We start from the raw sequence: 26,834 nt of genomic DNA on the forward strand, positions 1-26,834 counted from the left end.
GTGATCGTGAGCTATTGTCGCGTTGGTCCACTCGAACCCATCGAGCGACTTGACGCCCAGAAGCGCGACCTGGCCGCGCTCGGGGCGCAAGAGCACTTTTGCGAGAAGGCCAGCGTCTTCGGAAAGATGCCGGAGCTGGAGCGTGCGATCGAGGTCACCCGCAAAGGGGACGTGATAGCGATCACGAAACCCTATCGCGTGGCACATTCGACCCGCGGCGTGCTGGCGCTCATCGAGCGGCTGGGCCGCAAGGGCGTCGGCCTTCGCATCCTCGGCACGCCGATCGACACGAGTACCACGACCGGACGGATGATCCTCGGATCGGCGCCGCTTTGGTCGCTTGGCGCTTCCCCGCTGCGGTCTGTGCTGTGGGATCTGAGCATCGGCTGGTGGCGCGGACGATGACGGCCGCTTCGGCGTGCGGCGGGACGCCACGCAAGACGCCGCCGCCTTGGATTTCTGTTCTGACGGCATGTTCGGCGCATCCGATTCCGGACACTTAGCGTTGCCCGACATCCACCGCGCGACCTCTCCGACTGTGATTGTGGATCACAGAAGTCTCGATACAGATATACCCCATACATGCGGGGCGCCCGCCGCTCCCCGGGAAAGCACGTCGCGTCGGCGCGGGGGGACAACTCTGGTGACGATGCAGTACCGAATCCGCAGCGGCGAAGCCCGTACCCCCAGTGAAGTACTTCCAAAAGGCATTCCGATAGCCCGTGTTTCTCGGCAACAGGGGCGTACGCAACCACTAGTCTCGGGCCGTCGGGTCGACAACATGACCACGCGAGCACCAACGCGAGCCTGTGCCACGATGTATCGAACCTTCACCAGCGACGATCGGATATCGACAATTTCCGCAAACCGATACCGCGCCGCCGGGTGGGGACAATCTGCAAGGCGCGAAAACCGGCTCTGGCTGGAACGAAGTCCAATTGCCCGCTGATGCCTGCTGACGCCATCAGCGGTGGTATCGGGGGAATTGTTGCGTAGGAGAGAGCGGCGCCGCCACGGGCATACGAAGGGTAAACCACCAAGATGAATACTCCGATCTGTCCTCAATGCAAGCATCAGGGAGACGCTTGCTTGCACTGGCAGGCGCCCCGCTTCCTGCGCTGCCGCGAATGCGGCACGATCTTCCGTGATCCCTACCCAGACGAGTCGGAGCTTGCGGACTATTACCGCGAAGGATGGAAACAACCTGAGCAGAACACGGTCGAAACCGGCGCTACGGATGAAGCGGTCGCCCGATGTCTCGTGGATTCACTGACAGATACGCTGGGCGTACGTGGCCTTTCCGGCATGCGCATCCTGGATTTCGGTGCTGGCCGCGGCGCAATGACTTTCGAATTGATGAAGCGCGGCGCCAGGCTCGCCGCTGTCGAACCGTTCGGGTATCAGTTCCTTGCCGAACGTGGCATTGCAGTCTATCGGGATCTTGCAGACCTCCCGGAAGGATCCAGCTTCGACGGGATTGTGTCCCTCGAGGTCATTGAGCACCTTCGTGACCCAGGCCGCGTGCTGGCGGGCTTGTACGAGCGCTTGTCACCGGGCGGCTGGCTCCTGATCACCACTCCGAATGCAGCTGGTTTCCCGGCACGGCTGATGGGTCAGCGTTGGCGCGAAGCTGCAAGGCCGGGTCATATCGTCTTCTTCACTCCCGCAGCGCTCGCCAGGCTCCTGAAGAAGAATGGGTTCAACCGCGTCCAGCGCCAGCGCTGGCATGTCCGGTATCCCGAGGCTTCCCCGTTACGTGCGCTTCTTCACGTCGGCATGCAAAAGCTGGCTATCGACGGAGGTCTGCGTATGGTCGCCTACCGGCCGTAAGCGAGGGATGAATGCCTGACTGATCATGACCACCCCGCTCCCAGTTTCACGTTCTGCAGGCCTGGGTGACCGCTACACCCTCGCGCTCTGCTGCGCCCTGGCAGGATATGCGCTGATGGGAAAGGGTTTCGCCTATTGGGGCTACCGGCCGTTTTTCGTCGGCGAGATCGCCTTCCTGGTCGGGCTCCTTGTGCTGTTGCGATCGGGTTGCCTGGTGGCCGTATTCGCATCCGGACCGAGCCTCCCTCTCGCGGTGGCCATGGGCTGGGTCCTGGTGCGCACCTTTCCTTATCTCAACACCTATGGTGTCGACGCGTTGCGCGACAGCGTAATCCTCGTGTATGGGGGCTTCGCCTTCGTCGTTGCCGCTCTTCTGATCGAAGACTATCGACGCATCGACACGATCATTGGTTACTACCAGAGATTCCTGGATATCTACGTTCCCCTCGTCCCCATCCTGTTTCCGCTCAGCTTCTATTTTGCAGACGAGATACCGACCATACCCGGCACCAGTGTCGGCCTGATCTGGCTCGGCGCCGGCGAGGTCGCGACACACCTTGCAGGCGCCACCGTGTTTGTCCTCGCAGGCTTGCGCAAGCCAACTCCGATCTGGACGGCCTGTCTCATCATGGCCGTGGTGATGGTCAGCGCCGTTAGCCGTGCTGCCGTTCTTGCATTTGCCGTGCCTGTCGTTCTGGCGGCGCTGGTGCTCGGCAAGCTGCGTCCCGTCCTGATCGTCGTCGCGGCCGGCACAATGCTCCTCGCCACTTCCTACGCGATCGAGATCAGCGTCTCCGGCTACCAGGAAGCCCGCGTCTCGACCGAACGGCGGGTCAGCGTTGCGCAGATCGTCGAGAATATGGCCAGCATCGTCGGCCAGGGAGGCGCCCAGACCGAGGACACCACGCAGTGGCGCGCAAATTGGTGGCGGACCATCGTTGAGAAAACGGTGCATGGACCGTATTTCTGGACCGGCCGCGGATTTGGGGTGAACCTGGCTGTCGAGGACGGGCTCGCGAGGGCCAACAGCGAGCGGCCCCTGCGCAGCCCGCACAGCGCCCATATGACGATCCTGGCGCGCGCGGGGGTGCCGGGGCTTGTGCTGTGGGCAGCTTTTCTCGCCGTTTGGTATGGCACGCTGCTTCGCGCCATGGCGCCGGCCTACAGGCGCGGGCACGCCGAATGGGCCGCGCTGATGCTGTTCATCGCCTGTTACGCCTCATCCTGCATCATCAACGCTTCGTTCGACGTCGCACTCGAGGCTCCGATGCAGGGGATCTGGTTCTGGTGCCTGATCGGCTTCGGCATCGGCACGACGATGATCTATCGCTACCTTCAGGGTTCGGATGAACGCGAAGCACCGGCAACCGGCTCGCCCCTGCCGGCCAGTGCACGCGAAGCGTCGCCGCCTGCCTGAGAGGGGCCCTATCATAGTGAGCCGCGTCTGCTCTGAAGCATGCCTGCGGATGACGATCTCAAAAACTCCCCGAAGGGGTAACACCGATGAACCAAGTGGCGCAAAGACCTGTCCGCTAACATCCGCCATGCAGTGGCACCCGTGGGGTAGAAGCAATGTCGGCGGACGCAGAGGTTTTCGACTATGTCATCGTCGGTGCCGGGGCCGCGGGATGCGTCGTGGCCAATCGGCTCGCGGCCACCGAAGCCTGCACTGTCTGTCTGCTCGAGGCGGGCCCGCCGGACTACAGCGTGTTCCTGCGTGTCCCCGCCGGGGTCTACAAGGCCGCATCCATTCCGAAATACGCATGGCAGTACGAAACGGAGCCGAACCCGGCAACGGCAAACCGCGCCATTCCGATCCCGCAGGGCAAAACGCTCGGTGGCTCGACCGCCATCAACGGAATGAACTACAACCGGGGCCATTCCGACGATTTCGATGGTTGGGCCCGACGCGGCAACCGGGGATGGGGCTACGCCGACGTGCTGCCGTACTTCAAGAAGACTGAACGAAGAATCGGGACATGCGACACCACATACCGAGGTATCGAGGGAGCGCTGCCCATCACCGACTGCGATTGGAAACACCCGCTCTGCGATTCATTCATTGAGGCTGCGCACAACCTCGGACTCCCGCACAATTCCGACTACAACGGCGCACGGCAGGCAGGTTTCGGATACTACCAGCGCTACATCGAGAACGGCTGGCGCGTCAGCGCAGCGCGGGCGTTTCTGCGACCCGTTGCCAGGAAGAAGAACCTGGAGATTCGGACCCGAGCCCAGGCAACCGCGGTGCTGTTCGAGGGAAAGCGAGCGGTCGGCGTCCGGTACGCGCAAGGACCTGGCCGTCCCACCCGTGAAGTGAAAGCACGCCGCGAGGTGATCCTCACCGCGGGCGCCGCGAACACACCGAAGCTGCTGCAGGTTTCAGGCGTCGGTTCACCGGCATTGCTCGCCGACCTCGGGGTTCCGCTCCTGCATGAGCTGTCTGGCGTCGGCCAGAACCTGCAAGACCACTACATGATCCATTTCATCGTCCGGGTGAAGGGCAAGACGGTCAGCGGGCACGGCTTGAGTCTGCTTCGGGAAGGCACCAAATGGGTCCTCGGCCGTCCGAGCATTCTCGCCCTCAGCCCGTCTCTCGTGTACGGCTTCGCCAATTCGCGCGATCTCTGTTCTACTCCGGACGTTCAAATCGACGTTGCCATCGGGAATTACTCCAATCTCCGGGAGCGGTTTCCCGTCCTCAAGCCCGGTTTCTATCAGCTGCGGCCGTACAGCACCGGGTTCGTCCGCGCGAGCTCGCCAGATCCGTTCCGGGCCCCGATCATTCAGCCCAACTTTCTCGTGGACGAGAGGGACCAGCGCGTTGCCGTCGACGGCATCCGGATGATGCGGCGGTTGCTCGCCGCCCCCGAGCTTCAGCCTTACTACTACGGAGAGGAATTGCCCGGTCCTTCGGTCTTGAGCGACTCCGAGTGCCTGGAGTTTGCGCGGGAAGCCGGACTGACATCATACCATCCGTGCGGGACATGCCAAATGGGCCCGCAGGACAATCCGGCGTCTGTCGTCGATGATCAATTGCGTGTCCACGGTTTGGAGAGCCTGCGGATAGCCGATGCTTCGATTATGCCCGCCGTGCCCTCGGCCAACACATCCGCGGCCGTCTTCATGATCGCAGAGAAAGCCGCAGACATGATACTTGGACTTCATCCCTTGCCTGCAATGCATTCTGATCCTTCCGACCGAGTCCAGCGTCCTCAGCGCGCCTTGACGGCGTAGATCCGAATCCAGAGGCCAAGCTGGTAAAAGGTAAATGGAGGACCGGTCCTTGAAGAGACGAATCCTCGTTGCTTCCGACTTCAACGCGAAAGATCGAGCCCATTTCGCATCGTCCTACGAGTTCTGCCGTATCGTCACCGAGTGCGATCATGCCGACCTCGTCGCGCCGGGCATCGACAACTACCTGACGAAAAATCTCGGCGGCATCCTGCCCTCTCACGACAGCCAGAGCGTCCAGAGCGACTTCAACAGGCTGGTCAACGGTGTCCGCAAGGGGCTCGGACTGAAGAACGCGCCGACGATCGAGCGGGTCGAGCTGGAGCAGAACTACGACGTCTTCTTTTTCGTGGCCTGGAGCCCGCAAAGTTTCGTTGAGCTCTCGCGCATCCGAAATTGGCGCGGTCGCTGCAAGATCGCCGTGGCGTATCTGATCGAGCTCTGGTCCAGCACGCTCGAGGAGGACCGCCATTACCTGAGACTATTGGACCAGTTCGACCACGTGTTTCTGCTGCACAGCGCAAGCATACCGCGCCTCTCCGCGTATACGGATGCTCCCTGTTCCTTCCTGGCGCCCGCCGTCGATTGCCTGACTGCCACGCCGTATCCGTCGCCCCCCGAACGGGTCATCGATGTCTATTCGATGGGCAATCGCGCGGTGGGACCACATCGGCAATTGGTGGCGCTGGCAGAACGCCGCAACTTCTTCTACCTCTATGACTCGCTCTCGAGCGGCAATTCCCAGGTCAAGGATTGGCGGGAGCACCGACTGCTTCTTGCCAACACCATCAAGCGCACCCGTTACTTCATGGGCTTCAATCCCGCGGCAGTCGCGGGCGCAAACTCGCGCAAGGTCGCCGGCGAACAGGTCCTGCCGTCGCGCCTGTTCGAGGGCGCCGCCGGGGGCGCCGTCATCCTTGGAAACGCGCCGCAGTGCGCCGAGTTTAAGGAGTATTTCGATTGGCCGGATGCGGTGATCGAGGTCTCTCCGCAGATAGACGACATCGCCGCCGTGATCGAGGACCTGGATGCGCAGCCGGAGCGGATAGCGCGCGTGCGCCGAACGAACGCCGTACGCAGCCTGCAGCGGCACGACTGGGTCTACCGCTGGGAGCACATCCTGTCTGCAATCGGAGTGGAGCCGTTGCCGCAGCTCCACGATCGCAAGTCCCGGCTCAGCGAAGTCGCAGCCGCCGCCATGTCGCCATTGCCGGCATGACGCACAGCCCGAGATGCCCGTTCTGCCGGTCGTCATGAAAGCGCGGAAATATCCTGCTCGCGACTGTGACATTTGCGGCCGCCATCCGGCCTACCCCCAAAGAGTGAATGTCGCGCGGCAAGAACTGGCGTCTAATACACTCAGAGGTTTGAGCCGTTGTTCACCTTGGAGAACCGGGCGTATGCGCACAATTCGGTCTGAATCACCACTTGTGCCGCCGGTGATCACGACACCACCGGAGACGTCAGACGTCATCTCGACGCATTTCGAGAATGTGCGGCGTGTGCTGGCGGAAGTTCAGGTGCACGCGGTCCAGAGACTGGTCGATATTTTCCGTGAGGCCCGCGACCGGGGAGCGTTCATTTACATCGCCGGAAATGGCGGCAGTGCGTCAACCGCCTCTCACTGGGTCAATGACCTTGGCAAGGCCACCAAACGCTCGGGTTGCCGACCGCTGAAGGTCATGTGCCTGTCCGACAACATGTCGTGGTTCTCGGCTCTGTCGAACGATGAAGGTTACGAGCGGGCCTTCTCGGGCCAGCTCGAGAACTTCGCGACGCCGGGCGATGTGCTGACCTGCATTTCCGCGAGCGGCAACTCCGCGAACCTGGTTCGCGCGGTCGAACTGGCGCGAAGGCAGAAGCTCACTACCGTGGCGCTGCTCGGATTTGACGGCGGCGTGCTGCGGGGTCTGGTGGATGAGCCCATGTGCGTCGAGACCGAGAAAGGCAAATACGAACTCGTCGAGGACGTCCATTCGGCGATCTGTCATGCGGTCACAAGGTGTCTCGTTGCCGACAGACCAGGTTTGAACTAATGGCCGCCCTCGACGGCACTTCTCGCCAGGCTCGCATCGAAGGCCGGATCTACGACCGGCCGACGCAGGCGGTCATCCTGGCCGGTGGCCGCGGCACGCGAATGCAGCCGATCACGAACGATCGGCCCAAGCCGATGGTGCCGGTTCTTGGGCGCCCCTTCCTCGAGTACCAGATCGAGCAATTGCGCGACCAGGGTTTTGAACGTGTCCTGATCCTCCTCGGATATTTGCCCGAGGTCGTACAGAACCATTTCGGCGATGGACGTGACTGGGGTGTGCACATCGAGTACTCGGTCACGGAGCCCGATCAACTGACCAGCAGCCGAGTGGCGACTGCTCGGCACATGATCGATCCCTGCTTCCTGCTGCTGTACTGCGACAACTACTGGCCGATGCAGATGGAGCGGCTGTGGGCGCGGTTCAGCGAGGCCGGGAAGCCCGCTTTGATCACCGTCTATAACAACAAGGATCGTTACTCCCGGGGCAGCGCCCTGCTCGATCGCGACGGTCATGTCAGCGTGTTCGATCGTTTGCGCACGACCCCCGGACTCCAGCAGGTCGAAATAAGTTACGCGATCCTGACCGACCTCGCCCTCGCGTTGCTGCCGGAGCAGGATATGCTGCTCGAGGAGGCGATCTATACACCGCTCGCTCGACAAGGGCGGCTCACGGCCTATGCGAGCGATCACCGCTATTACAGCGTCGGCTCGCTGGACCGGCTGCCCACGACGGAAGCCTTTATGCGGCGCAAGCCGACCGTGATCCTCGATCGTGACGGGGTGCTCAACCGCAAGCCGCCGCAAGCGCAATACGTGCGGAACTGGAATGAGTGGGCATGGTGCCCGGGCTCTCTCGAAGCACTCCGGCTACTGCACGACCGCGGCTACCGCACGATCATCGCCTCGAACCAGCCCGGCATTGGCCGCGGCGTCATGAGTGAGGCCGATCTCGAAGCCGTACACGACCGCATGAAGCGAGACGTCGCGCAGGCGGGAGGCCGGATCGACGCGATATACTACTGTCCGCATGGTTGGGAAGACGGCTGCGAGTGTCGCAAGCCGAAACCCGGTCTGCTTTACCAGGCCCAGCGCGACTTCCACCTCGATCTCACGCGCACGCTGTTCGTCGGCGACGACGAGCGCGACGCCGACGCAGCGGCAGCGGCCGACTGTCTCTTCCAGCGCGTGACCGATGCCTGTTCGCTCCTCGACCTCACCCGGCAAATGCTGAATGGAACCCCGGAATATGCCTGACAACAAGCGCATCCTGATCACGGGCAACGATGGTTATATCGGATCGGTCATGGCGCCCTGGCTCCAGCGCCAGGGCTACGATGTGGTCGGTCTCGACACCGGATATTTCTCTGCCTGCACACTCGTCCCCGACCTCGGCGAGGTCCCGACGATCCGTCAGGACCTGCGCGAGGTTACCGCCAACGAACTCGCCGGTTTCGACGCGGTGATTCACCTGGCGGCGCTCAGCAACGATCCGATCGGAAATTTGAACGAAGCCTGGACGCGGGAGATCAACTCGCAGGGAACGATCCGGCTCGCGAAGCTGGCGAAGCAGGCGGGCGTCCGGCGTTTCATTTTTTCATCCTCCTGCATCATGTACGGGACCTCCGAAGCGGCCGTCGTCGACGAAACTGCGCCGCTCGCGCCGCGCACCGAATACGCCCGCTCCAAGGTCGAAGCGGAGATGGCGCTGCGCGCCCTCGCCGACGATCGCTTCTCTCCGACCTATTGCCGCAACGGGACCGTCTACGGCCTGTCACCGCGGATGCGGTTCGACACCGTCCTCAACGATTTCATGGGCAATGCCTTCACGACAGGCCGCATTGTGATCCAGAGCGACGGTACGCCCTGGCGGCCGGTCGTCCATGTCCAGGACGTTGCGCGTGCGTTTCAGGCGGTGCTCGAGGCACCGTTGGAGAGCGTGCATAACCAGGCCTTCAACGTCGGTGCTGACCAACTCAACCACCAGATCCGCGATCTCGGGCAGATTGCGGCACAAAGCGTTCCCGGTTGCGAACTCGCGAGCGTGCCGCAGCCCGGAGCTGATCAACGCACCTACAAGGCGGATTTTGCCAAGTTCAAGCGAACCTTTCCGGAATTCAGCTTCCGATGGACGGCGACGGACGGAGCGAGGGAGCTCTATACCGCATTCCAGAGCATCGGCCTGAAGCATGGTGCATTCAAGGACAAGCGTTTTACGCGTCTGAGCTGGTTGCGGCATCTGCTCGACAGCGGAACGATCGACGAGTCGCTCAGGTGGACGGAGATCCGTGCCAATGTGAGCCGAATTCGAGCCTAAGTGTCGACAGGTCAGGAGGCCGAGCGCAGTGGAAACTCTATCGACGCGGGAACTCGAGCGTGCATCCGTTGTCCCGAACACGGAGTGGCTCAGACCGGCTTACGCCAGCTGGCGTCCGACCGATATCGTCATGACACGGACCCCGCTGCGCATCAGCTTCGCAGGCGGCGGCACAGATTTGCCGGAATTCTACGAGGTTGAGGAAGGCGCCGTCCTGAGCGCGGCCGTCGACAAATACGTCTACGTGACCGTGAAGCGCCACAGCGACCTCTTCAACGAGCCGATCCGGCTCAACTACTCACGCACCGAGCAGGTCAATACGATCGAGGAGATCGACAACAACATTGCGCGTGAGTGCCTCAAGTTTCTCAACATCGAGCCTCCGATCTTCATCAGCACCGTCGCCGACATGCCGGCGTCCACCGGCATGGGCGGATCGAGCGCCTTCGCAGTTGGATTGCTCCACGCGCTCCATGCCTTCCGCGGCGAGCGCGTCACCGCCGGCCAACTGGCCGAGGAGGCCTGCCACATCGAGATGGAAGTGCTCAAGGAGCCGATCGGCAAGCAGGACCAATACGCCGCCGCGTTCGGGGGCCTCAATCTGCTCCGGTTCGGACGCGGCGGCCGCGTCACGGTCGAGCCGCAGCCGGCCCGAAGCGGTTCTGTCGCCTACCTGTTCAGCAACATCATGATGTTCTGGACCGGCCATCAGCGCCCTGCCGCCTCGGTACTCACCGAGCAGCGAAGCAACACGTCACGAAACCTGGACGTTCTGCGGCGCATGCGCAACGACGCCTTCGAGTTTCGTTCCATCTGCTCCGGTCAACAGATCGCGCTCGAGCAGGTGGGCGAAGCTCTTCACCGCGGCTGGACGCTGAAGCGGGGTCTCGCCTCCAAGATCACCACCTCGGAGATCGATGACTATTATACGCGGGCCCTCGAGGCGGGCGCCGAAGGTGGCAAGCTGTGCGGTGCCGGCGGCGGCGGCTTCCTCATGTTCATCGTGAAGCCGGAGAAACGCGAGCGGGTGCGTCAGGCGCTCTCGGAGCTCCCTTTGGTGTCGCTTGGCTACGAGGTACACGGCTCGCGCGTGCTTTGCCCGGCCGGGTGACCCTGGCCTTGGAGAATTCGATGATTTTCAAGACCACCGAAATTAAGGGCGCTTGCACGGTAGAGCTGGAAAAGCGAGCCGACAGCCGCGGGTTTTTTGCCCGCGGCTGGTGCAGCCAGGAGTTCGACGATCACGGCCTGCCCAACCGGATCGCCCAGATGAACATCTCCTTCAACCGCCAAAAGCATACGTTGCGCGGCTTCCATTACCAGGTCGCGCCCTATCAGGAGGACAAGCTCCTGCGCTGCGTGCGCGGCGCCGTCCATGACGTGCTGATCGATCTGAGGCCTGACTCGCCGACGTTCATGCATCACATCACGGTTGAGCTCAGTGCCGAAAACTACCGCATGCTCCTCGTCCCGAAGGGATGCGCGAACGCCTTTCTGACGCTCGCGGACGAGACCGAGGTCACGTATCTCGTATCCGAATTCTACACGCCGACCGCCGAGCGCGGCGTGCGCTGGAACGATCCAGCGTTTCGCATCAAGTGGCCCGCCGAGCCCGCCGTCATCTCGGAAAAGGACTGCAGCTGGCCTGATTTCGTGGACGAGCACCGGCTCGTCGCGACTGCCGATGAGGGGTAGATAGCATGTTCATCGTCGACCGCGAGCTCGAGCGGCTGCAACGCACCGGCACCCCGATCAGGGTGGGAATGGTGGGCGCCGGGTTCATGGCCAAGGGTATCGCGCGTCAGATGCTGCAGTACACCAAGGGCATCGAACTCGCTGCGATCTGTAACCGTCACCTCGATGAGGCCCGCAAGGCCTACGCGGAATCCGGTGAGAGCAACGTCACGCAAGTGCGCCGCGTGGATGAACTCGACGACTGCATCACCCGGAGCCGGCGCGCGATCACCGACGACCCAATGCTTCTTTGCAACGCTGACGGGATCGATGTGATTCTGGAGGTCACCGGCACGATCGAATTCGCGGCCGGCGTGGTGATGCAGGCGATCGCCCGAACCAAGCATGTCGTCATGATGAATGCCGAACTGGACGGCACTCTCGGCCCGATCCTGAAGACGTATGCCGACCGCGCCGGGGTCGTCATCACCAACACGGAAGGTGACCAGCCAGGCGTCATCATGAATCTGTACCGGTGGGTGAAGGGACTGGGTATCAGGCCTGTGCTGTGCGGGAACATCAAGGGTCTGCACGATCCCTACCGCAATCCCACGACCCAGGAAGGGTTTGCCAGAAAATGGGGGATGAAGGCCCCGATGGTTACGTCTTTCGCTGACGGCACCAAGATATCCTTCGAGAACGCGATCGTTGCCAATGCAACGGGCATGCGGGTCGCGCGGCGCGGAATGCACGGTCCGGTCGTCGAGGCCGGCACCCCGATCCAGGAAGCGGTCAACTGGTACCCGGTCGATGAGCTTCTCGACGGTCCCGGCATCGTGGATTATTGCGTGGGAGCGATGCCAAACCCGGGCATATTCGTGCTTGGGACGACGAACGATGCGGTCGAGAAGCACTATTTGTCGCTCTACAAGATGGGAGCAGGCCCCCTCTACTGCTTCTACTGGCCCTATCATCTTTGTCACTTTGAGGTCCCGTTCACGGTTGCACGCGCGGCGATCTTCAAGGATGCAGCCATCACTCCGCTCGGCGCGCCGTGTGTCGATGTGGTCGCAGCCGCAAAGAGGGATCTCAGGGCTGGCGAAGTCCTCGACGGGCTTGGCCACTACATGACCTACGGCTTGTGCGAGAATGCGCAGGTCGCTCACGCCGAGCACCTTCTTCCGATCGGCCTAGCCGAAGGTTGCCGTCTTCGGCGGAACATTGCGCGAGACCACGTGCTCGCGTATGACGACGTCGAGATTCCGGCAGGCCGAATCTGCGACGCGCTGCGCCAGGAGCAAGACACCGTCTTCTTCGGCAGGCCGTCATTCATACGCCCTGCGGCTGCCTAAGGCGGCGTCATCGCGCGTTAGCCTGTTGTCGAATCTCCTCGGAAAACCGCTTCGCACTTTTCTGGATCACGCTTAGGTCAACATCGATATGATGGATTGAAGCTGATCGGATGCGGCCGTCACGAGCCCGTCGAACGACGTCTGACCGTGGGCCGCGGCTCGCAAGATGGATTCGGCAACGTGGGCCTTCAGACCGAACACGGATTGATCGGCCGGCACGCTTGCCATGACCGTATCCAACGCATCCCGCATCGTCTGGATCAGTTCGGAGCTGTACTTCATGGCTATCCTCCGCAGCGTCAGAATAGACCGCATGCGCGAGGCCACCACTCACAACGGCGCGATTCCGGATTGCCTTTTCTTAATGCGATGACCCGATCGTGAATCGGTAGCAGGTTATAGCTCCTTCTCGGCAAGTGCGCGAAACGCATCAGGCACCGACCGAACCGCCTCCAGAGCGACTGAGCCGTATCCGATTGCCTCCCAGCCGAAGCGGTCGCGGATCTTGTCGATCGCGCAGTCCGCCGCCCAGCGCGCGATGCCTGCTGGACTTCCGGGGCGGAGCGCGTCATCGGCCAATCCGAGCGGAAGCTCCAGCGCAAGGTCCCAATGCTCCTCGAGATGCGAGACCGAGATCGCCAACAGCGAAATGATCCCCTCACGGGGATGATCGGCAAGCGTTGCACGCACCAGGTTCTCGGCGAGCCGCGCCAGGATCACCGTCGTGCACACCGGCGCGTCGAGCGTGATCGCGCGGGTCACCGATTTCATGTCTGCGAAGCGCACCCGCACCGTCACGGTTCGTCCGGGCCGCGATTTCGCCCGCAGCCGTGTGGCGACGCGGTCGGCGAGATGCATCAGCGTCGGCCTGATGACCTGCATGGTCGCGGGCTTGCGGCCGAGCGCCGATTGTGCTCCCGCCGATCGCGCGCGCCGATGCGGCTTGAGTTGTCGCGGATCGCGATTGCAGGCCAGCGCGGCGAGCTTCTCGCCTGCCGCCGGACCGAGCAACCGCGTCAGCGAGCGTTCCGACAATGTCGCGAGTTGACCGATCGTCGCAACGCCGATCGCCTCCAGCCGTGCCCGGGTCACCGGCCCGACGCCCCACATCAACTCGACCGGCAATTCGTGAAGGAAGCTGAGCTCCGCGTCGGGATCGACGACGACAAGGCCGTCGGGCTTTGCGACCTGGGAAGCGATCTTCGCCAGATGTTTGGTGCGCGCGACGCCCACCGAGATCGGAAGACCGAGTTCGGCGCGCACCCGCCGCCGGATCGCCGCTGCGATGTCCGCCGGCGCTCCGAACAGATGCGTGCAGCCGGCAACGTCGGCGAACGCTTCGTCGATCGAAATGCGCTCGACCAGCGGCGTGAAATCGCCGAGCACCTCGATGGCCGCGTCGCCCAGCCGCTGGTAATCCCTGAAATGACCGCCGACAAAAATCAGCTGCGGGCACAGCTCGCGCGCGTCCCGTCCCGACATGCCGCCGCGGACGCCGAAGGCCTTGGCCTCATAGGAGGCCGCAAGCACCACCCCGCCCCCGACGGCGATCGGCTTGCCGCGCAGCGACGGATCAAGCAGCTGCTCCACCGACGCGTAAAATGCATCGAGGTCCGCGTGCAGAATGGTGGCTGCCGCTGCCATCTCGACCTGCTTGTGCTCGCCCGACCAAAAGAACAAACTAAGAACAAATCGAAATCCAGTCAACGTGGAATTTGTCCTCCCTTCGCGTGCGCTCGCCGCGCGAAGCAATCGGCCGGCCTGTCCTTCGGCAGGCTTCCCTCCGTCGACGCCGATCTCGGCTCGCTGGAGATCGAGACCGCTGCGCGGCAATCGAAGCGAATCACGCGAGCCGCGGCGGCAGTCGTTCGACCAATCGCGACGACACACAATGCGCCGACTGCCGCAGCAATTCGCTCACTTGCCGGCGTGCGTTGACGGGCAGGCTTTTTCAGGTAGATATCCTGGAATGACCGACCACTCTCATCAGGTGGACTTCCAGGCTGCGGCCACCCTTTACAAATGGCCCTCTCTCAACAACGCCAGGCGAGAGGATCGCGCACCCTATATGGTCGCCAACGCAACGCTCGACCAATGCATTCGCGATTTCATGAGCAAGCCCGACAAGACGCGGCATCTCTACGAGATCCGGACCAAGGCGCAACCTCCGCTCGTCCCCGATGTGCTGTCACCCGAGCACGTGATCGAGCTCTCCAGGCTTCGCGAGTTTCTCTGAACAGCTTGCGCTACGGCGATCGCGACGCGTCGCGTTGGCGGGCAGACTTATCCATCGGTCGTGCGCCTGGGACCGGATTGTTTGCCCCTCGGGGAGCCGTTACACTTCGCTTGACTCTCTGACTGACCGACACCGGCATGGGAGACCGCCGGCTGCGCGATCGGCTGATGGGGCATCGAGAGGCGCCACATGAGATTCAATCTGGCGATCTTGAGTGTGCTGGCTGCAAGACCGGAACAGCGGATTCCGCTCGAGGAGGTCAGTCGCGAGGTCAAGCGCATGATCGCGGCGGGCGATGCGGCCACGAAGTTGAAGCGATCGTCCGAGCTCGGCGACGCCGACGTGTTCCAGTCCGGATGGGCTTCGATCAATGAGGCGGGGCTGCAGATCACGGAGGCCGGGCTTGCGCTATGGAGCTCGCTTGCAGCGTCCCGCGCCGAGCAGGAGCTTAACGCGCAAGAACTCGGTAAACAGGAGCTCGGCGAATGGCAGAGCGAGCGCCTTGAGGCCGTTGCTGCCGACACGCCCGATGCGATCAGCGATGCTGGTGTCGACCAGCCCGACGACATCGATCGCCGGCTCGTGCACGCCAGAGATGACGGCCAGGCCGAGCGCACGACCTCGAACGCCGGCGGCTCGGCCGCATCGCTCGATCTCTCCGCGCAAGGCCCGATCGTGCTCGAACCGGCCTTCGGCTCGATCCACGCTGCGGGCCCGAACGATTCCCGGCTCTCGCAACTCCTGACATTGCTCGGCAGCAGTATACCGCGATTTGCTCGGGCACGGCGCCGGCGTTCGGCGGGCGGCGTAGAGGATCGGACAACGGCCAATCGCATCGGGGTGACGGGACTTGCCGTTGCATGTCTCAGTCTGATTTCGGTCGTTGCCTGCGTTGCCGCAGCGATCGCGCTCGGCCAGAACTCTTCGCTGAAATCCGAGATCGTCATGCTGCGGCGGGAGCTCGTGCCGCTGCGGGAGCGCGTCGCCAAGCTCGAGCAGGACGCAGCCAGGCGCGAAGCCGCGCAACAGGAAGAAGCGCAGCAGAAAGCCGAGACAGAAAAGCGAGCGGCGATCAGCGAGCAGACCGCACTCAGTCTCTCGCGGGAAGAGACTCAATTGATCAGGGAGTACATCAAGGCAGCGCCTTCGGCCGGCGCGGGCGGGCCGCCGATCAACGTCGGCGATCCCGCGAGCGGCGGAATGATTCCGCTGCCGTCGCCGCTGACCGAAAAGATTCCGCGACTCGTCGGTGCGAGATTTGCCATCCGCAACGGCGCCATCATCATCAGCACAAGAAACAGCCGCCGCGTCGATGCCGTGCTGACGAACTAGATCGCGGCGAGGTCGGGTCGCAGGGGCGAGCTACCAAAATAGCGAAAACAACCCCATGCAAAGGAGTCGGCGGCCCCACCAAAGGTAATATTGCACCGCTACGGCTGATTGTTCGGCGGCCGCTCGATGAACTTGCGGCTGCCGTTGAGGAGTTCGAGGTTGTTGGCGATCACCGGGTTGCCCGGATCGAGCGAGTACGCCTTCTCGAACTTGCGCCGCGCGCCGCTGAGATTGCCGCGCAGCATGAGGGAATAGCCCTGATCGTTGAGGATCTGGACGGTCTCGCCGCCGATCCGGATCGCCTGCGCATAGGCCTGATCGGCAAGATCGAAGCGGCGGATCTTGTCGTAGCTCGCGGCGAGCCCGACCCAGGCCGTGACGTCCTTCGGCGCCTTCTCGACCGCATCCTTGAAATAGCGCTGGGCGATACCGTAATTGCCGCGGTTGTAGTGCTCGAGCCCCAGCCGCACCGGCTCGTCGGAGGGATAATATTTGACGTCGGTCGGCTCCTGCACGGGGTCCCCACCGGGCGGATCCACCGGAGCGACAATCGCGGCCTCGCGGGTCGTGTAGTCACAGGCACCAAGGCCGGTCGCCAGGCCGCAACAGATCAACGCCGGCGCGAGACGACGCAATCCTCGTCCCGTTCCCCAAGTCCAGCGCATCTCTTGCCCCATTCGAAACATCATCGCGAAACTACCTACGAAAAACAGACGGCACGACCGAAACACCGGAGTCAGTACCAGCACCTCGCCACTTCCCTTCCAAGCTCCAGCTGCGGCATCCGTCCCACCCTCCAGGATCGGAAAAATCGAGATCCCAACGGGCAATGCCCAGGTGGCAGAGAGCCTTCAGCCGATTACCGGGCAGGTCCTCCCACCCCGACGGCCACCGATCCTCCGGTCCCTGCTCCCAGTCCGGTCGTGTTGACGTTCTGAATCGTCGTGACGGGCGGCGGCTGGCCCATCGCCTTGGTCGGATCGCCCATATCGGGAAGCTGATCCAGCGGGCGCTGCTGATTGCCATAGCGGGTGATCGCAGTACCCGTCCGCCGCGCGTCATACGCGATCCGGCGGTCACCGACATAGGCCGGCCACGGGTGGATCGTGTGGGTGACCGCGTTGACCTCCTTGGCATTGCCGGCACTCATCGTGATGGTGTCGGAACGCTGGATGTAGCGATCCATCTCGTCATGCCCGTACACGCCGTAGCAGCCGCCGAGCAGGAACGGGGCGAGCAGTGCCAGATTTCGGATGGTCATCTCCCGCCTCCCCTAGTTCAGCGTCTTCACGACCGGCTGGTCGACGACCACCGCCGGCGGCGGGCGCACGACCGCATTGGGCGCGATGATATGGCCATAGGGTCCCTTCACCTCGCCGCCGGAATTGACGTAGTCGTCATAGCGCTTGCGCACTTCCATCTGACCGTTGAGGAAGAAATCGACGTCGTTGGCCGGCAGGCGCGAGTCGAGCGGTGATGCCAGCTGCTGGCCGGGCGCCGCCGGCGCGACCAGGCGCGGCGTCACGATGATGACGAGATCGGTTTCCTGCTGCTGATAGGACTTGCTGCTGAACAGGCTTCCAAGCACCGGCACCGAGCCGATCCACGGCAGTTGCGAGACGTCCTGCTGATTCCTTGTCTGCAACAGGCCGGCGATGGCAAAGCTCTGGCCGTCGCGCAGCTCCACTGTTGTGCGCGCGTCGCGGCGGGTCAGCGCCGGGATCGTGGTGCCGGCGATGGTCACCGCGTTGGAGAAATCGAGCTCGCTGACCGAGGGTTCGACGCGGAGGTTGATCACCCCGCGCGACAGCACGGTCGGCACGAAGGCCAATTCGACACCGAACTTCTTGTAGTCAATGGTCACGGTCGGCAACGAGCCGGCGGTCTGCGTCGAGGCGACAGGCACCGGGAATTCGCCGCCGGCCAGGAAGCGCGCTGCATCGCCCGACAGCGTGGTCAAATTCGGCTCCGCCAGCCGGCGGGCCAGTCCCTTGGTTTCCAATGCGGTAATTAAAAGGTCCACCGAACTGCCGTTGCTGGTCCTCAGGATGCTGGTCAGCAGGCTTCCGAACGGAGGCGCAGCCACGCCACCGGCGGTGGTGGCGAGCGTTCCGAGTGTTCCGAGCACAGGAAGGCTGCCGGTCGGGTAGGCACCGACATTATTGCTGCTGGTTGTGCTCGTGGTCGTCGTGCTCCCATTAACCGTCACACTTCCATTACTGTTTATTGTATTTCCTCCGATCGGCACGCGCCCCGCGCTCGTCACGCCGCCAAGCCCCGTGTTGCCAACGTTGGTGCCATTGGCGTTCGCCGCATAGAGGTTCACACCGAGGTCACGTCCCGCCTGCCGGTTGACCTCGAGGAAGCGCACCTCGAGCATCACCTGCTGCGGTGCCGCAACGCTCATCGCATTGACCACGATGCCGTCCTTCGGCACGCTGCCCTGGGCAATCGTCATTGCCCGCTCGGCGGAGACCGCATCGGCGGCCACGCCGCTCAGCACAACCTGGCCTTCGGACGCCGACACGCGAATGCCGCGCGTCCCGGTGCCGGCCTGGATGTTCTGTTGCAGATTGCCGATATCCACGGTCACCTCGACGTCCAGGATGCCGATCTGCTTCATCCCGCTGTCGAACAGGATGACGTTGGTGGTGCCGGTCTTCTTGCCCTGGACGTATATCAGGTGGTCGCTCAGCGACTTCACGTCGGCGATGTCAGGCGAGCCGGCGACGATCGAGGAAAACGCCGTGTCGACCCGGAAGGTGCGCGACTTGTTCACCGTCACCCTGACGCGCTGGACGTCGCTCATCTCGCTGACGAAGACGCCCGAGGAGGATGAGGATGATGGCGCCCGCCGGTCTGCGGCGGCGGCCGGATCGATGCAATGAAACAGGGCGAGCGCAGCACCGAACGCCATCGCGCTGAAGGCGACCAGCCCAAGTCCCGCATCGACCGAAACGCGACTTCCCATCATGCCAATCCCCTTCGCCGCGTCTCCGCGACGACCCCCCGTAAATCTACGGCCTCGGCCCAATCACTCCCGTTCGTGCACCACGCCGTAGAGCTTACAGTTCGTCCGACTACAAATAGTTACTTCACGAATTCCCATTTCCCGGCGCGCCGAGCGAAAGCAAAACGAGCTCGCCCCGGCTACCCCACACGCCAGGCCGCAAATGGCGGCCCGGAGATCATCCCCCGCCACCCGCCCCGATTGCAAGGAAAGAGCCCCTCGGCACCGCGGCAAGCCCAGAGAAAACTCAGCGATGTTGCCAGTGCGCACCACTTCCATAGCCCGCTTGGGCTAGTCCCGGCCTGCCCGACGGACTGAGGAGACCGTGCAGGCTGTCGGCTCCCAGTAACCCAACACAAGGCGCTCCTCGATTCGGGCCTTCTCAGAACGGAATCTTCGTGGAGACGCTGGGGGCATTCAGGGACGTACCCCAGATCGGCATGATCATCTTGAACGACGATTGAGACGCCGTCACCGTGATAACCGAAGCCCCCGTCGCCGAGCTCACCGTGGGCACGAGGCCATTGTTATACAGGAAGGGAGCGATCGTCTGCTTCTGCGTAGTGGTCAGCGGATCACTGGGACAGCTCGGCGTCGTCTTCGCCAATTCGGCGTTGACATAGCAGTCCGCGATCGTCGTTGCCCGTGCACTGGCACTCGCCAGCGCCCGCAACGACTGCATGGTGATCGCATAATTTGCGAAATCAAATATGACGAACATTGATGCAAACAGGAAAGTGGCGATGATACAAAACTCAAACGCCGCGACCCCGCGCTGATCGAGCTTTCTCATCATTGCACCATTCGGACGTACTTGCTTCGCGCCGTTACGCTTGCCGGACACCCCGAGTTGTCGAAGTTGGCGCTACCCGAAAGCGTGATGCCCTTTGCTATCACCTCGACGCAACTGGCGGTCTGGGAGGTGTTTCCCTGATAGGTAACGTCAGCATTGGGCAGATAAGTAATGCCATTGAAGTAGGTGGTGCTGCTGCCCGTTATGTTGACGTTGGTGCTCGACTCCGGGTCGTAGATGAGCAGGCCGGCCATCAATCCAACGACCGACGAAAGTGCGGGGGGCACTTGCGAAGTAGAAACGCTCGAAAGTGCATTGAGCTGGATCGTCGGATTGCCCGAGATCGTCAGCGACGCGCCCTGATCGCCGTTGTTCAGGAACTTCGGAGGCATCAATATCAAGGTAGTCGTACCACTTATCGTGACGCTACCGTTGATCCTGATGTTGCCCGTCAGGAAATAGACGCCACTCAGCGTCGCGCTCCCCGATGGCCAAGATGTGTTGTAGCAAGGTCCGGTGGTGCTGCTGTTTGTCGCACTGTACGATTTCAGCGACGAGCCGCATGAGCCGCCCGAGAAGCTGGCCTTCGTCAGCGCAGCGATCGCCGTGTCCAGCCCGCTCAACGGATTGGGCGCCGGCGGCGCATAGGTCACGACGTTCGAACATCGGCTGCCACTGGTTTGAGTGCAACTTCCCTGCGCGGACATCGACTTGACATTGCTTACGTCGGCGCTGTTGCCCGTAAAATTGATCGAGTCGGCATTAGGATTGTTCGAAGCCAACCCACAATTCGGGGATTTCACGGTCGGATTGCCTTGAAAGGCGAGAGGATCCGACAATGTCAATACACACGGGGTCCCAAGGTCGACCACCTGAGCTGTGCCCACCGCACCGACCGTGACGGTGGACAGGCCGAGCAATGCCGCCAGGTATGCCGGCTGTTGCTGCGTGACGACTGCCTGAACGAAATTCCCACTGACTCCGTTCCACGACGTCAGCTGGCTGATCGTGACGGTCTGGGAGACTCCACTCGGCATCGTGGTCGCACATCGCGATCCCGTATAGGACGTGTCGTTTGTGTTGCAGAAGGCGTTCTGTGCCGCGAACTGCTTGCCGCGGCTATCTACCGTGCCTGTCGTGTCGTTGCACGCCACGCCTGACGTAGCGGCGATATCGCATGCCAACTTCAGGGCCCCCGAATAGGCTCCGGCGTCAGCGGCGTTCTGTGCGTGATTCCGGGTGACGTACCACGAACCCGCCTCGGCCCCGAGCGCAACCGCTCCGATCAACGGCACCAGGGCGACCACGGTTGCGAACGCGGCTGATCCTCGACGGCAACGAAGCATGTTACGGACGGAATACCTCATTGGAACCGCTCCGAGTAATACATCGTGTAGGTACAGGAGCTGCTGCACAGCACCGAGCGCAATACCATCGGCGTCAAAGTCACACTCGTCGAATATGAATAATACTTGGGTATCGCCGTGTTGGTCGAAGAACAGACCGCACTTCCGCAATTGAGCTGAAAGTTCGAAATGGGATAATTGCTGTCAGCCTTGGCAAGCGCGGCAGATGTCCAGCTCGAGGCATTCGTCACATCAGGTGGCGGATCGTACTGGATCGATTGTCCGAAGGCGCGCAACGACTCCCACGCAGAGATCCATTTGAATCCCGCGAGCGCCATGTCGACCAGCGGCAGCAGCAAGCTTAACATCAGAAAGGCGTAGACGAACGGCATCTCCCACGCGACGGCACCGCGCTGGTCCGCGATCAGACCGCGTTTGCCTTTCACGAGGCCGTTTCGACAGAGCAAAGAACGCAGCACGTCGGCACCTTCAAGCTACAGCAAACCGATGCAATTCGTCGTCTTGCACTGTCCGCGAATAATCTCGCGGACGCTCCTCCTCACCACACATAGGGTATCAACCTCCAGCGCGCCGCTTCGTAACTCGCGTACTCCGGACAGTTGCGGCGCAGCAGATCTTCCTCGTAGTGAATCCGACAAACCTGGACGCCGATGTGCAGCACAAAGAGGCCCAACGTCAGCGGCGAGATGCTCTTGAGCACCACGCCGAATATGACGATTTCTTCCGCCAAATAGAGCGGATGCTTGATCCATCGATACGGGCCGGTCTGCACCACTGTCCGCGCTTGCGGTACCAGACTGAACGAGCGACCGAGATGTCTGATCGTGACGAGCATCATGGCCATCCCGGTCAAAACGCAAACGGTGGACGCAAGGTTTGGCAGCGCCTTGTCAGTTTCGCCAAAAAAACCGATCGTCCACGGCATATAGGTGCCAACGAATGCTGCCATCCTCGGCAGCAAACCATCCGCCTGGGCCTTCGCCGGCGGCCGGGTGATGATCAGCAACCCGAGCAGCACGTAGAAGCTCGCGAGGCAAAAGCTCGACAACAGCGAAGGCCATGGATCGGCAAACGATCCGACTCTGATCGCGACAAGGAGAGCCAACAGCATGAACCACATGCCGCCAAGCAACTGCATGGTCCGTTCATAAGGCGACTTGCTCGTGAGAGTGACGGTGCTCATCGGAAACCTACTTGAAAGCGCGAGCGAGATGCAAAAACGGGCTACCGCCCAGAATGACGAACATGGCGGGCAGCATGAACAGCACCATCGGAATAGTCAGCTTGGCGCCTAGCTTGTGCGCGCGCTCCTCCAGTTTGGTAATGCGCTCCCGGCGGAGGTCGACCGCGATCCCGCGCAACGCCTGCCCTAGCGGCGTTCCGTATTGCAGGCTCTGGCTGATGACCGTTCCAAAGCGACGCAAACCGTCAGACTTGGCGCCCAGCTTCTCGAATGCTTCGCTGCGGTTCGGCAATATGCGTAGGTCATCCAGCAGTCCGCGCAACACCTCAGCCATTTGCGGATTGGTTTCCTTCATCTCGTCTGCCACACGCTCAAGACCGCCCTCGAGGCCCATTCCCGCTTCGCTGCATACGACGAGCAGATCGATGGTATCCGGGGTTCCGAGCCGGATGGCTGCATCAAAGCGCCGCTTCAGAAACATGAGAATGAGGCGCGGCCCCATGATTCCGACCACCACTCCGACCAGCGTAAAGATCATCACGTCTGAGAGCGGCCTGCCCAGAGCCTGCGCTACAGAAAAGGCCGCGAGCGGAAACAAGAACATGCTGACGGCTTTGACACCGATCCAGATCGGCAAGGCCCGGTAAGGGTTGAAACCCGCCGCTAGGATAATGGTTCGGAGTTGCTCGAGATTCTCTTCTGCGTAGAAGCGCCTGTAGCGCGCGCCTATCGAGGAGAGCCAGCCCATCAGGTCCTGCGACGAGCTTGAGCGATCCGGAATGCCCAACACAGCGTTCGTTACACGTGCATCCAGCGCGCGAAGATGGACCTCGCGAATGATCAGAACCAACACTGCGGCCGCAGCTGCCGTTGCAAGCGCCGCCAAACCGAGACCTGCAGTCACAGCGCCGTCTCCCTTTTGATCATCCAGCGTATAACGAAATGCCCCGTGATAACCGAAAGGATCGCATAGCCCAGCAGCATGTTTCCTGTCGGATCGTAGAACAGCAGGTCGATCGATTGGGGATTGATCGCGTAGAGCAGTCCCCCCACGATGAGCGGTGAAAGCGACAATGCGCGCGAAGAGAAGATGACCTCACCGGCCAGAGCCTTCGCGCGCGCGGCCAGTGCAACCCGCTGGCTCACTGTCTCGGCCAGCGTTTGCAGCGTTTCCGCAAGGCTGCCTCCCGATCTCAGTTGAACCGCGAGCGTTACGGCAAACATCGCGTATTCAGGAACGAGCGTCCGTCGATAGATACCTTCGACAGCTTCTTCTGGAGGCCTCCCTAGATTCAGCTCGCTGCAGACCATCGCAAACTGACCGGATGTTGGTTGCGGCATCTCGCGTGCAATCGTCCGGAATGCCTCGTTGACCGGCAGGCCGGATCGGACCGTACTGGTTACCAACTGGATCGCGTCAGGAAGCTGGCGGAAAAGCTGGTTGATGAAGCGACTGCGCTGCCACCCGAACATGCCACGCACCACCAGGATAGCGGCGACAGCTGCGGCGATCGATAGCGTCGGCGCTGAAAGCCCCAGCAGTCGATTGGCATAGATGACGAGACAAGCGGCAACCACGCCGGCGAGCAATACGTAGGCCGGATGCCAGGCGTAGACGATTTCTGCGCGGTAATTCACAATCCGATAGAGCAGATCCCAGCGCGAGACTTTGGCGGCACGACGGATGGAGGGCAAGCTCGCAACGTCCGACGCCGGCAAAGCGATCTCGAGATGGCGGTCGATCCGCCGCTGTCGCGCATCGAGCCATAGCGTATTGGCCGTCGCACATAGCAGCAGCAGCAAAACGATGATCAGCGGCGTCGACATTAGATATGCCTCATCGCATCGGCCCAAGCCCGCTCGAGCCCGTAATAGACGAGGCGGCTCTTGAACTTGGGGACTGCGTTGGTGGACCGGTAGGTGCCCGTTATCCGTCCGTGCACATCCTCTTCCTTGTACTCGAACAGCGCGATGTCGTTGGTGGTGATTACCTCGCCCTCCAGGCCGATCACCTCGCTGACCTGCACGATGCGGCGTTGCCCGTCGCGCATGCGCTCGACCTGCACGATGATGTCGAGGGCCGCGACGATCTGGGCGCGGATCGCGCGCGACGGCAGATTGACCTGTCCCATCTGCACCATGTTTTCCACGCGCGTCAGCGCATCGCGCGCGCTGTTGGCGTGCACCGTCGAGATCGACCCGTCATGGCCGGTGTTCATGGCCTGCAGCATGTCGAATGCCTCGGCGCCGCGCACCTCGCCCACGACGATGCGGTCCGGACGCATACGCAGCGCGTTCCACAGCAGATCACGCTGCGTCACCTGCCCCGTGCCTTCGAGGCTCGGAGGCCGCGTCTCCAGGCTGATCACATGCGGCTGCTGGAGCTGCAATTCCGCAGCGTCCTCGATCGTGACGATGCGCTCGCTGTGGTCGATGAACTGGCTGAGGGCATTGAGCAGCGTCGTCTTGCCCGAACCGGTTCCGCCCGAGACCAGAACGTTAAGCCGGCAACGGGAAGCGATTTCCAGCAGCTGCCCGATGGCAGCATTCATCGTACCGTTTTCGACCATCGCAGCAATGTTGTAGCGCCGGCTGGGAAACTTTCGGATCGAGATACAAGGGCTGTGGATCGCCAGCGGCGGCAGGATGATGTTGACACGGCTGCCGTCAGGCAGGCGGCAGTCCACCATCGGGCTGGATTCGTCGACACGCCGTCCGACCTGCGATGCGATCTTCTGGGCGACGGAAGCGATATGGTCGTTGTCACGAAACCGCACCGCGATTCGCTCGAGCTTGCCGGCCCGCTCGACATAGACGTTACTCGGCCCGTTGATCATGATGTCGTTGATCGTCTCATCGAGCAGCAGCGGGCGAAGCGGCCCGTAGCCGGTCATATCGTCGGCGATCTCTTCAGCCAGGAAGAGCTGCTCGCGGCCCGATAGCTCCAGCCGGTCCTGATTAGCGATGCCGTGGATGATCTCCTCGATCTGCCGCCGCAGCACGTCGCGCGGGACGGTCGTCGCCACCGACGGCTCGATCTGTTCGATGACCCGCTCGCGCAGCGAGGCTGACATCACCGGATGGTGGGTCGCAGGCTCGTCACGCCTCGGTGGCGGTGCAAACAGGCTCGGCGCCGATGATGCCACGCTGGTTTCCGCCGGCGGCAAGGGCGGCGGCGCCGGCCGCACGGTCGGCGCCGCGGCCGGCGCATCCGGCACAGCCGCGGGCATCCGCATTGGCATTTCGTCTGCGCGCCGTCCGAACTTTTTCATAGCCCGAGCCACCTCTTCCAGCCGGCTCTTTTCGTGCCGCCGACGCCGGTGATCTCCCGCACGATCGGGGCGAGGTGACGCCGCAGCTTGGACACGTGCTTGAGCGCGGGAACACCGAGGTTGACGGCCTGGGTCATGCCCTTGCCGAGATCCGGGATCACCATGTCGGGTTCGGCGCCCAGCGCCTTGACGATCGTCGCCCTCGGCAGGCCGCCGGCGCGATCGGCGCGATTGAGCAGGGTGAAGACGCGATCCTTGCCGGCGATGTTGGTGACGGCATTGCGCAGCGCGTGGGCGTTGCGCAGGCCGGTCACCTCGGCTTCCAGCAGGACCAGCACATGACGCGACATCTGGATGACCGGATAGATAGATGCCGGGAACGGCACCGGCACGTCGACCACGACGTAGTTGAAGCGTTGCCGAAGCAGGCCGATCACGTGGCGGACGCCGGCTTCGGTGATGTCGAGCTTGGCATCGAGGTCTTCGTCGCCGGAAATCAGGCAAACCCGATCGTTCACCTCGATTGCCGCGCGCTCCAGGAACAGCGTGTCGGCCCGCATCGGGTTTTCCAGCGCAATGCGCAGGCCCGGACCGGGGCGCACGCCCAGCATCACCGCGGTCTCGCCGCCCTGCAGATGCAGGTCGAGCAGCGCGACCTTGGCCTTGGTGGTCTCGGCCAGTTGCAACGCGAGGTTGATCGCGACGCTGGTCGCGCCGGCGCCGCCCTGCGCACCGCAGATCGAGACCACATGCCCGCCGCGATCACGGTCACTGTGGGCGGTCGTGCTGTCGCCGAGCAGCTTCGGACGCAGTTGGTCCAGCACCATGTCCCGGGTGATCGGCGTCGGAAGGTACTCGGTAAGGCCGATCTCCATCAGCTCGCGATAGAAGGTGATCTCCCGGTTCTCGCCGATCAGGCACACCCGCACATCGGGCGGGCAGACGCTCGCCAGACGCTCCAGCTCAGTGAACGGATCGTCGATGCCGCTGATGTCGGTCACCAGCGCGGTCAGATCGGTGTCGGTCTCGAGCATGCGCGTCGCGTGACGGATGGTGCCGCGCCGGATCACCAGATTGCTGCCCTCGAGACCCTTGCGAAGGGCTGCAGCGCTCAGCTCGTCGTTGACGAAGCAGACAATGCGGTTACGCGTGACAACGGAGGTCGTCTCTTCGGGTTGGTCAACCACTGCCATGTTCACACT

At 62.5% G+C, this 26,834-nt stretch carries 27 protein-coding genes; 14 read left to right on the forward strand and 13 right to left on the reverse strand.

The annotated features are described in order from the left end of the window. The 11 genes from ACVINW_RS35170 to ACVINW_RS35220 all read left to right on the forward strand — a co-directional run bounded on the left by ACVINW_RS35170 (position 1) and on the right by ACVINW_RS35220 (position 12,439). Positions 1 to 405, forward strand: a complete 405-nt coding sequence (locus ACVINW_RS35170) for a recombinase family protein (RefSeq protein ID WP_456755523.1) — start codon at positions 1 to 3, stop codon at positions 403 to 405. Between the two features lie 684 nt (positions 406 to 1,089). Beyond that, a complete protein-coding gene (locus tag ACVINW_RS35175) occupies positions 1,090 to 1,830 on the forward strand; it encodes a class I SAM-dependent methyltransferase (protein WP_456755524.1) in 741 nt (246 codons plus the stop codon). 25 nt (positions 1,831 to 1,855) lie between these two features. Further along, positions 1,856 to 3,247, forward strand: coding sequence for an O-antigen ligase family protein (locus tag ACVINW_RS35180; RefSeq protein ID WP_456755525.1), 1,392 nt, complete (start codon positions 1,856 to 1,858; stop codon positions 3,245 to 3,247). A 155-nt stretch (positions 3,248 to 3,402) separates the two neighbouring features. Beyond that, positions 3,403 to 5,067 carry a GMC family oxidoreductase gene (locus ACVINW_RS35185; protein WP_456755526.1) on the forward strand — a complete coding sequence of 555 codons (1,665 nt, stop codon included), beginning with the start codon at positions 3,403 to 3,405 and terminating at the stop codon, positions 5,065 to 5,067. 49 nt (positions 5,068 to 5,116) lie between these two features. Then, positions 5,117 to 6,283 (forward strand): glycosyltransferase family protein, encoded by a 1,167-nt coding sequence (locus ACVINW_RS35190; RefSeq protein ID WP_456755527.1) that lies wholly within the window; start codon positions 5,117 to 5,119, stop codon positions 6,281 to 6,283. Positions 6,284 to 6,464: 181 nt separating this feature from the next. After that, complete coding sequence (locus ACVINW_RS35195; protein ID WP_456755528.1) at positions 6,465 to 7,100, forward strand: D-sedoheptulose-7-phosphate isomerase; 636 nt, start codon at positions 6,465 to 6,467, stop codon at positions 7,098 to 7,100. Next, a complete protein-coding gene (locus ACVINW_RS35200; protein ID WP_456755529.1) occupies positions 7,100 to 8,353 on the forward strand; it encodes an HAD-IIIA family hydrolase in 1,254 nt (417 codons plus the stop codon). Before ACVINW_RS35195 ends, ACVINW_RS35200 begins: the two co-directional genes overlap by 1 nt. Beyond that, the gene (locus tag ACVINW_RS35205; protein WP_456755530.1) at positions 8,346 to 9,413 is read left to right on the forward strand and encodes an NAD-dependent epimerase/dehydratase family protein; all 1,068 of its coding nucleotides are present in this window, start codon (positions 8,346 to 8,348) and stop codon (positions 9,411 to 9,413) included. The genes ACVINW_RS35200 and ACVINW_RS35205 overlap by 8 nt, the downstream gene beginning before the upstream one ends. A gap of 244 nt (positions 9,414 to 9,657) precedes the next feature. Continuing rightward, positions 9,658 to 10,524, forward strand: coding sequence for a GHMP family kinase ATP-binding protein (locus tag ACVINW_RS35210; RefSeq protein WP_456755531.1), 867 nt, complete (start codon positions 9,658 to 9,660; stop codon positions 10,522 to 10,524). A 20-nt stretch (positions 10,525 to 10,544) separates the two neighbouring features. Beyond that, positions 10,545 to 11,108, forward strand: coding sequence for a dTDP-4-dehydrorhamnose 3,5-epimerase (rfbC, locus tag ACVINW_RS35215; protein ID WP_456755532.1), 564 nt, complete (start codon positions 10,545 to 10,547; stop codon positions 11,106 to 11,108). 5 nt (positions 11,109 to 11,113) lie between these two features. Next, complete coding sequence (locus ACVINW_RS35220) at positions 11,114 to 12,439, forward strand: NAD(P)H-dependent oxidoreductase (protein ID WP_456755533.1); 1,326 nt, start codon at positions 11,114 to 11,116, stop codon at positions 12,437 to 12,439. A 72-nt stretch (positions 12,440 to 12,511) separates the two neighbouring features. On the opposite strand, the gene ACVINW_RS35225 is transcribed toward ACVINW_RS35220, so the two are convergent. Together ACVINW_RS35225 and dinB are read right to left on the reverse strand one after the other, a co-directional pair. Next, positions 12,512 to 12,721, reverse strand: coding sequence for a hypothetical protein (locus tag ACVINW_RS35225; protein ID WP_456755534.1), 210 nt, complete (start codon positions 12,719 to 12,721; stop codon positions 12,512 to 12,514). 114 nt (positions 12,722 to 12,835) lie between these two features. Then, positions 12,836 to 14,083, reverse strand: coding sequence for a DNA polymerase IV (gene dinB / locus ACVINW_RS35230; protein WP_456755535.1), 1,248 nt, complete (start codon positions 14,081 to 14,083; stop codon positions 12,836 to 12,838). Positions 14,084 to 14,408: 325 nt separating this feature from the next. Between dinB and ACVINW_RS35235 the strand changes: the two genes are divergently transcribed. Beyond that, positions 14,409 to 14,675, forward strand: coding sequence for a hypothetical protein (locus ACVINW_RS35235; RefSeq protein WP_456755536.1), 267 nt, complete (start codon positions 14,409 to 14,411; stop codon positions 14,673 to 14,675). Between the two features lie 189 nt (positions 14,676 to 14,864). After that, complete coding sequence (locus ACVINW_RS35240) at positions 14,865 to 16,007, forward strand: hypothetical protein (RefSeq protein ID WP_456755537.1); 1,143 nt, start codon at positions 14,865 to 14,867, stop codon at positions 16,005 to 16,007. Positions 16,008 to 16,105: 98 nt separating this feature from the next. On the opposite strand, the gene ACVINW_RS35245 is transcribed toward ACVINW_RS35240, so the two are convergent. The 10 genes from ACVINW_RS35245 to ACVINW_RS35290 all read right to left on the reverse strand — a co-directional run bounded on the left by ACVINW_RS35245 (position 16,106) and on the right by ACVINW_RS35290 (position 25,437). Continuing rightward, positions 16,106 to 16,642, reverse strand: coding sequence for a tetratricopeptide repeat protein (locus ACVINW_RS35245; protein WP_456755538.1), 537 nt, complete (start codon positions 16,640 to 16,642; stop codon positions 16,106 to 16,108). A gap of 224 nt (positions 16,643 to 16,866) precedes the next feature. Beyond that, the gene (locus ACVINW_RS35250) at positions 16,867 to 17,268 is read right to left on the reverse strand and encodes a hypothetical protein (RefSeq protein ID WP_456755539.1); all 402 of its coding nucleotides are present in this window, start codon (positions 17,266 to 17,268) and stop codon (positions 16,867 to 16,869) included. Between the two features lie 12 nt (positions 17,269 to 17,280). Beyond that, a complete protein-coding gene (locus tag ACVINW_RS35255; RefSeq protein WP_456755540.1) occupies positions 17,281 to 18,981 on the reverse strand; it encodes a type II and III secretion system protein family protein in 1,701 nt (566 codons plus the stop codon). A 418-nt stretch (positions 18,982 to 19,399) separates the two neighbouring features. After that, the gene (locus ACVINW_RS35260) at positions 19,400 to 19,813 is read right to left on the reverse strand and encodes a pilus assembly protein (protein WP_456755541.1); all 414 of its coding nucleotides are present in this window, start codon (positions 19,811 to 19,813) and stop codon (positions 19,400 to 19,402) included. Next, a complete protein-coding gene (locus ACVINW_RS35265; protein ID WP_456755542.1) occupies positions 19,810 to 21,177 on the reverse strand; it encodes a pilus assembly protein TadG-related protein in 1,368 nt (455 codons plus the stop codon). Before ACVINW_RS35265 ends, ACVINW_RS35260 begins: the two co-directional genes overlap by 4 nt. Beyond that, complete coding sequence (locus ACVINW_RS35270; RefSeq protein WP_456755543.1) at positions 21,174 to 21,602, reverse strand: hypothetical protein; 429 nt, start codon at positions 21,600 to 21,602, stop codon at positions 21,174 to 21,176. The genes ACVINW_RS35265 and ACVINW_RS35270 overlap by 4 nt, the downstream gene beginning before the upstream one ends. 113 nt (positions 21,603 to 21,715) lie before the next feature. Then, positions 21,716 to 22,360, reverse strand: coding sequence for a methyltransferase family protein (locus tag ACVINW_RS35275; protein WP_456755544.1), 645 nt, complete (start codon positions 22,358 to 22,360; stop codon positions 21,716 to 21,718). Between the two features lie 7 nt (positions 22,361 to 22,367). After that, entirely contained in the window at positions 22,368 to 23,264 is an 897-nt protein-coding gene (locus ACVINW_RS35280) for a type II secretion system F family protein (RefSeq protein WP_456755545.1), read from the reverse strand. Continuing rightward, on the reverse strand, positions 23,261 to 24,187 hold the full coding sequence (locus ACVINW_RS35285; RefSeq protein WP_456755546.1) for a type II secretion system F family protein: 927 nt from the start codon (positions 24,185 to 24,187) through the stop codon (positions 23,261 to 23,263). The genes ACVINW_RS35280 and ACVINW_RS35285 overlap by 4 nt, the downstream gene beginning before the upstream one ends. Continuing rightward, a complete protein-coding gene (locus tag ACVINW_RS35290) occupies positions 24,187 to 25,437 on the reverse strand; it encodes a CpaF family protein (protein ID WP_456756573.1) in 1,251 nt (416 codons plus the stop codon). The genes ACVINW_RS35285 and ACVINW_RS35290 overlap by 1 nt, the downstream gene beginning before the upstream one ends. On the opposite strand from ACVINW_RS35290, the gene ACVINW_RS35295 reads away from it, so the two are divergent. Further along, a complete protein-coding gene (locus ACVINW_RS35295) occupies positions 25,334 to 25,684 on the forward strand; it encodes a hypothetical protein (protein WP_456756611.1) in 351 nt (116 codons plus the stop codon). The two genes, ACVINW_RS35290 and ACVINW_RS35295, sit on opposite strands and share 104 nt — an antisense overlap. Here ACVINW_RS35295 and ACVINW_RS35300 read toward each other — a convergent pair. Continuing rightward, on the reverse strand, positions 25,629 to 26,825 hold the full coding sequence (locus ACVINW_RS35300) for an AAA family ATPase (RefSeq protein ID WP_456755547.1): 1,197 nt from the start codon (positions 26,823 to 26,825) through the stop codon (positions 25,629 to 25,631). The genes ACVINW_RS35295 and ACVINW_RS35300 overlap by 56 nt on opposite strands. Between the last annotated feature and the right edge of the window lie 9 nt (positions 26,826 to 26,834).

The sequence above is a fragment of the Bradyrhizobium sp. USDA 4461 genome, from assembly GCF_054055655.1.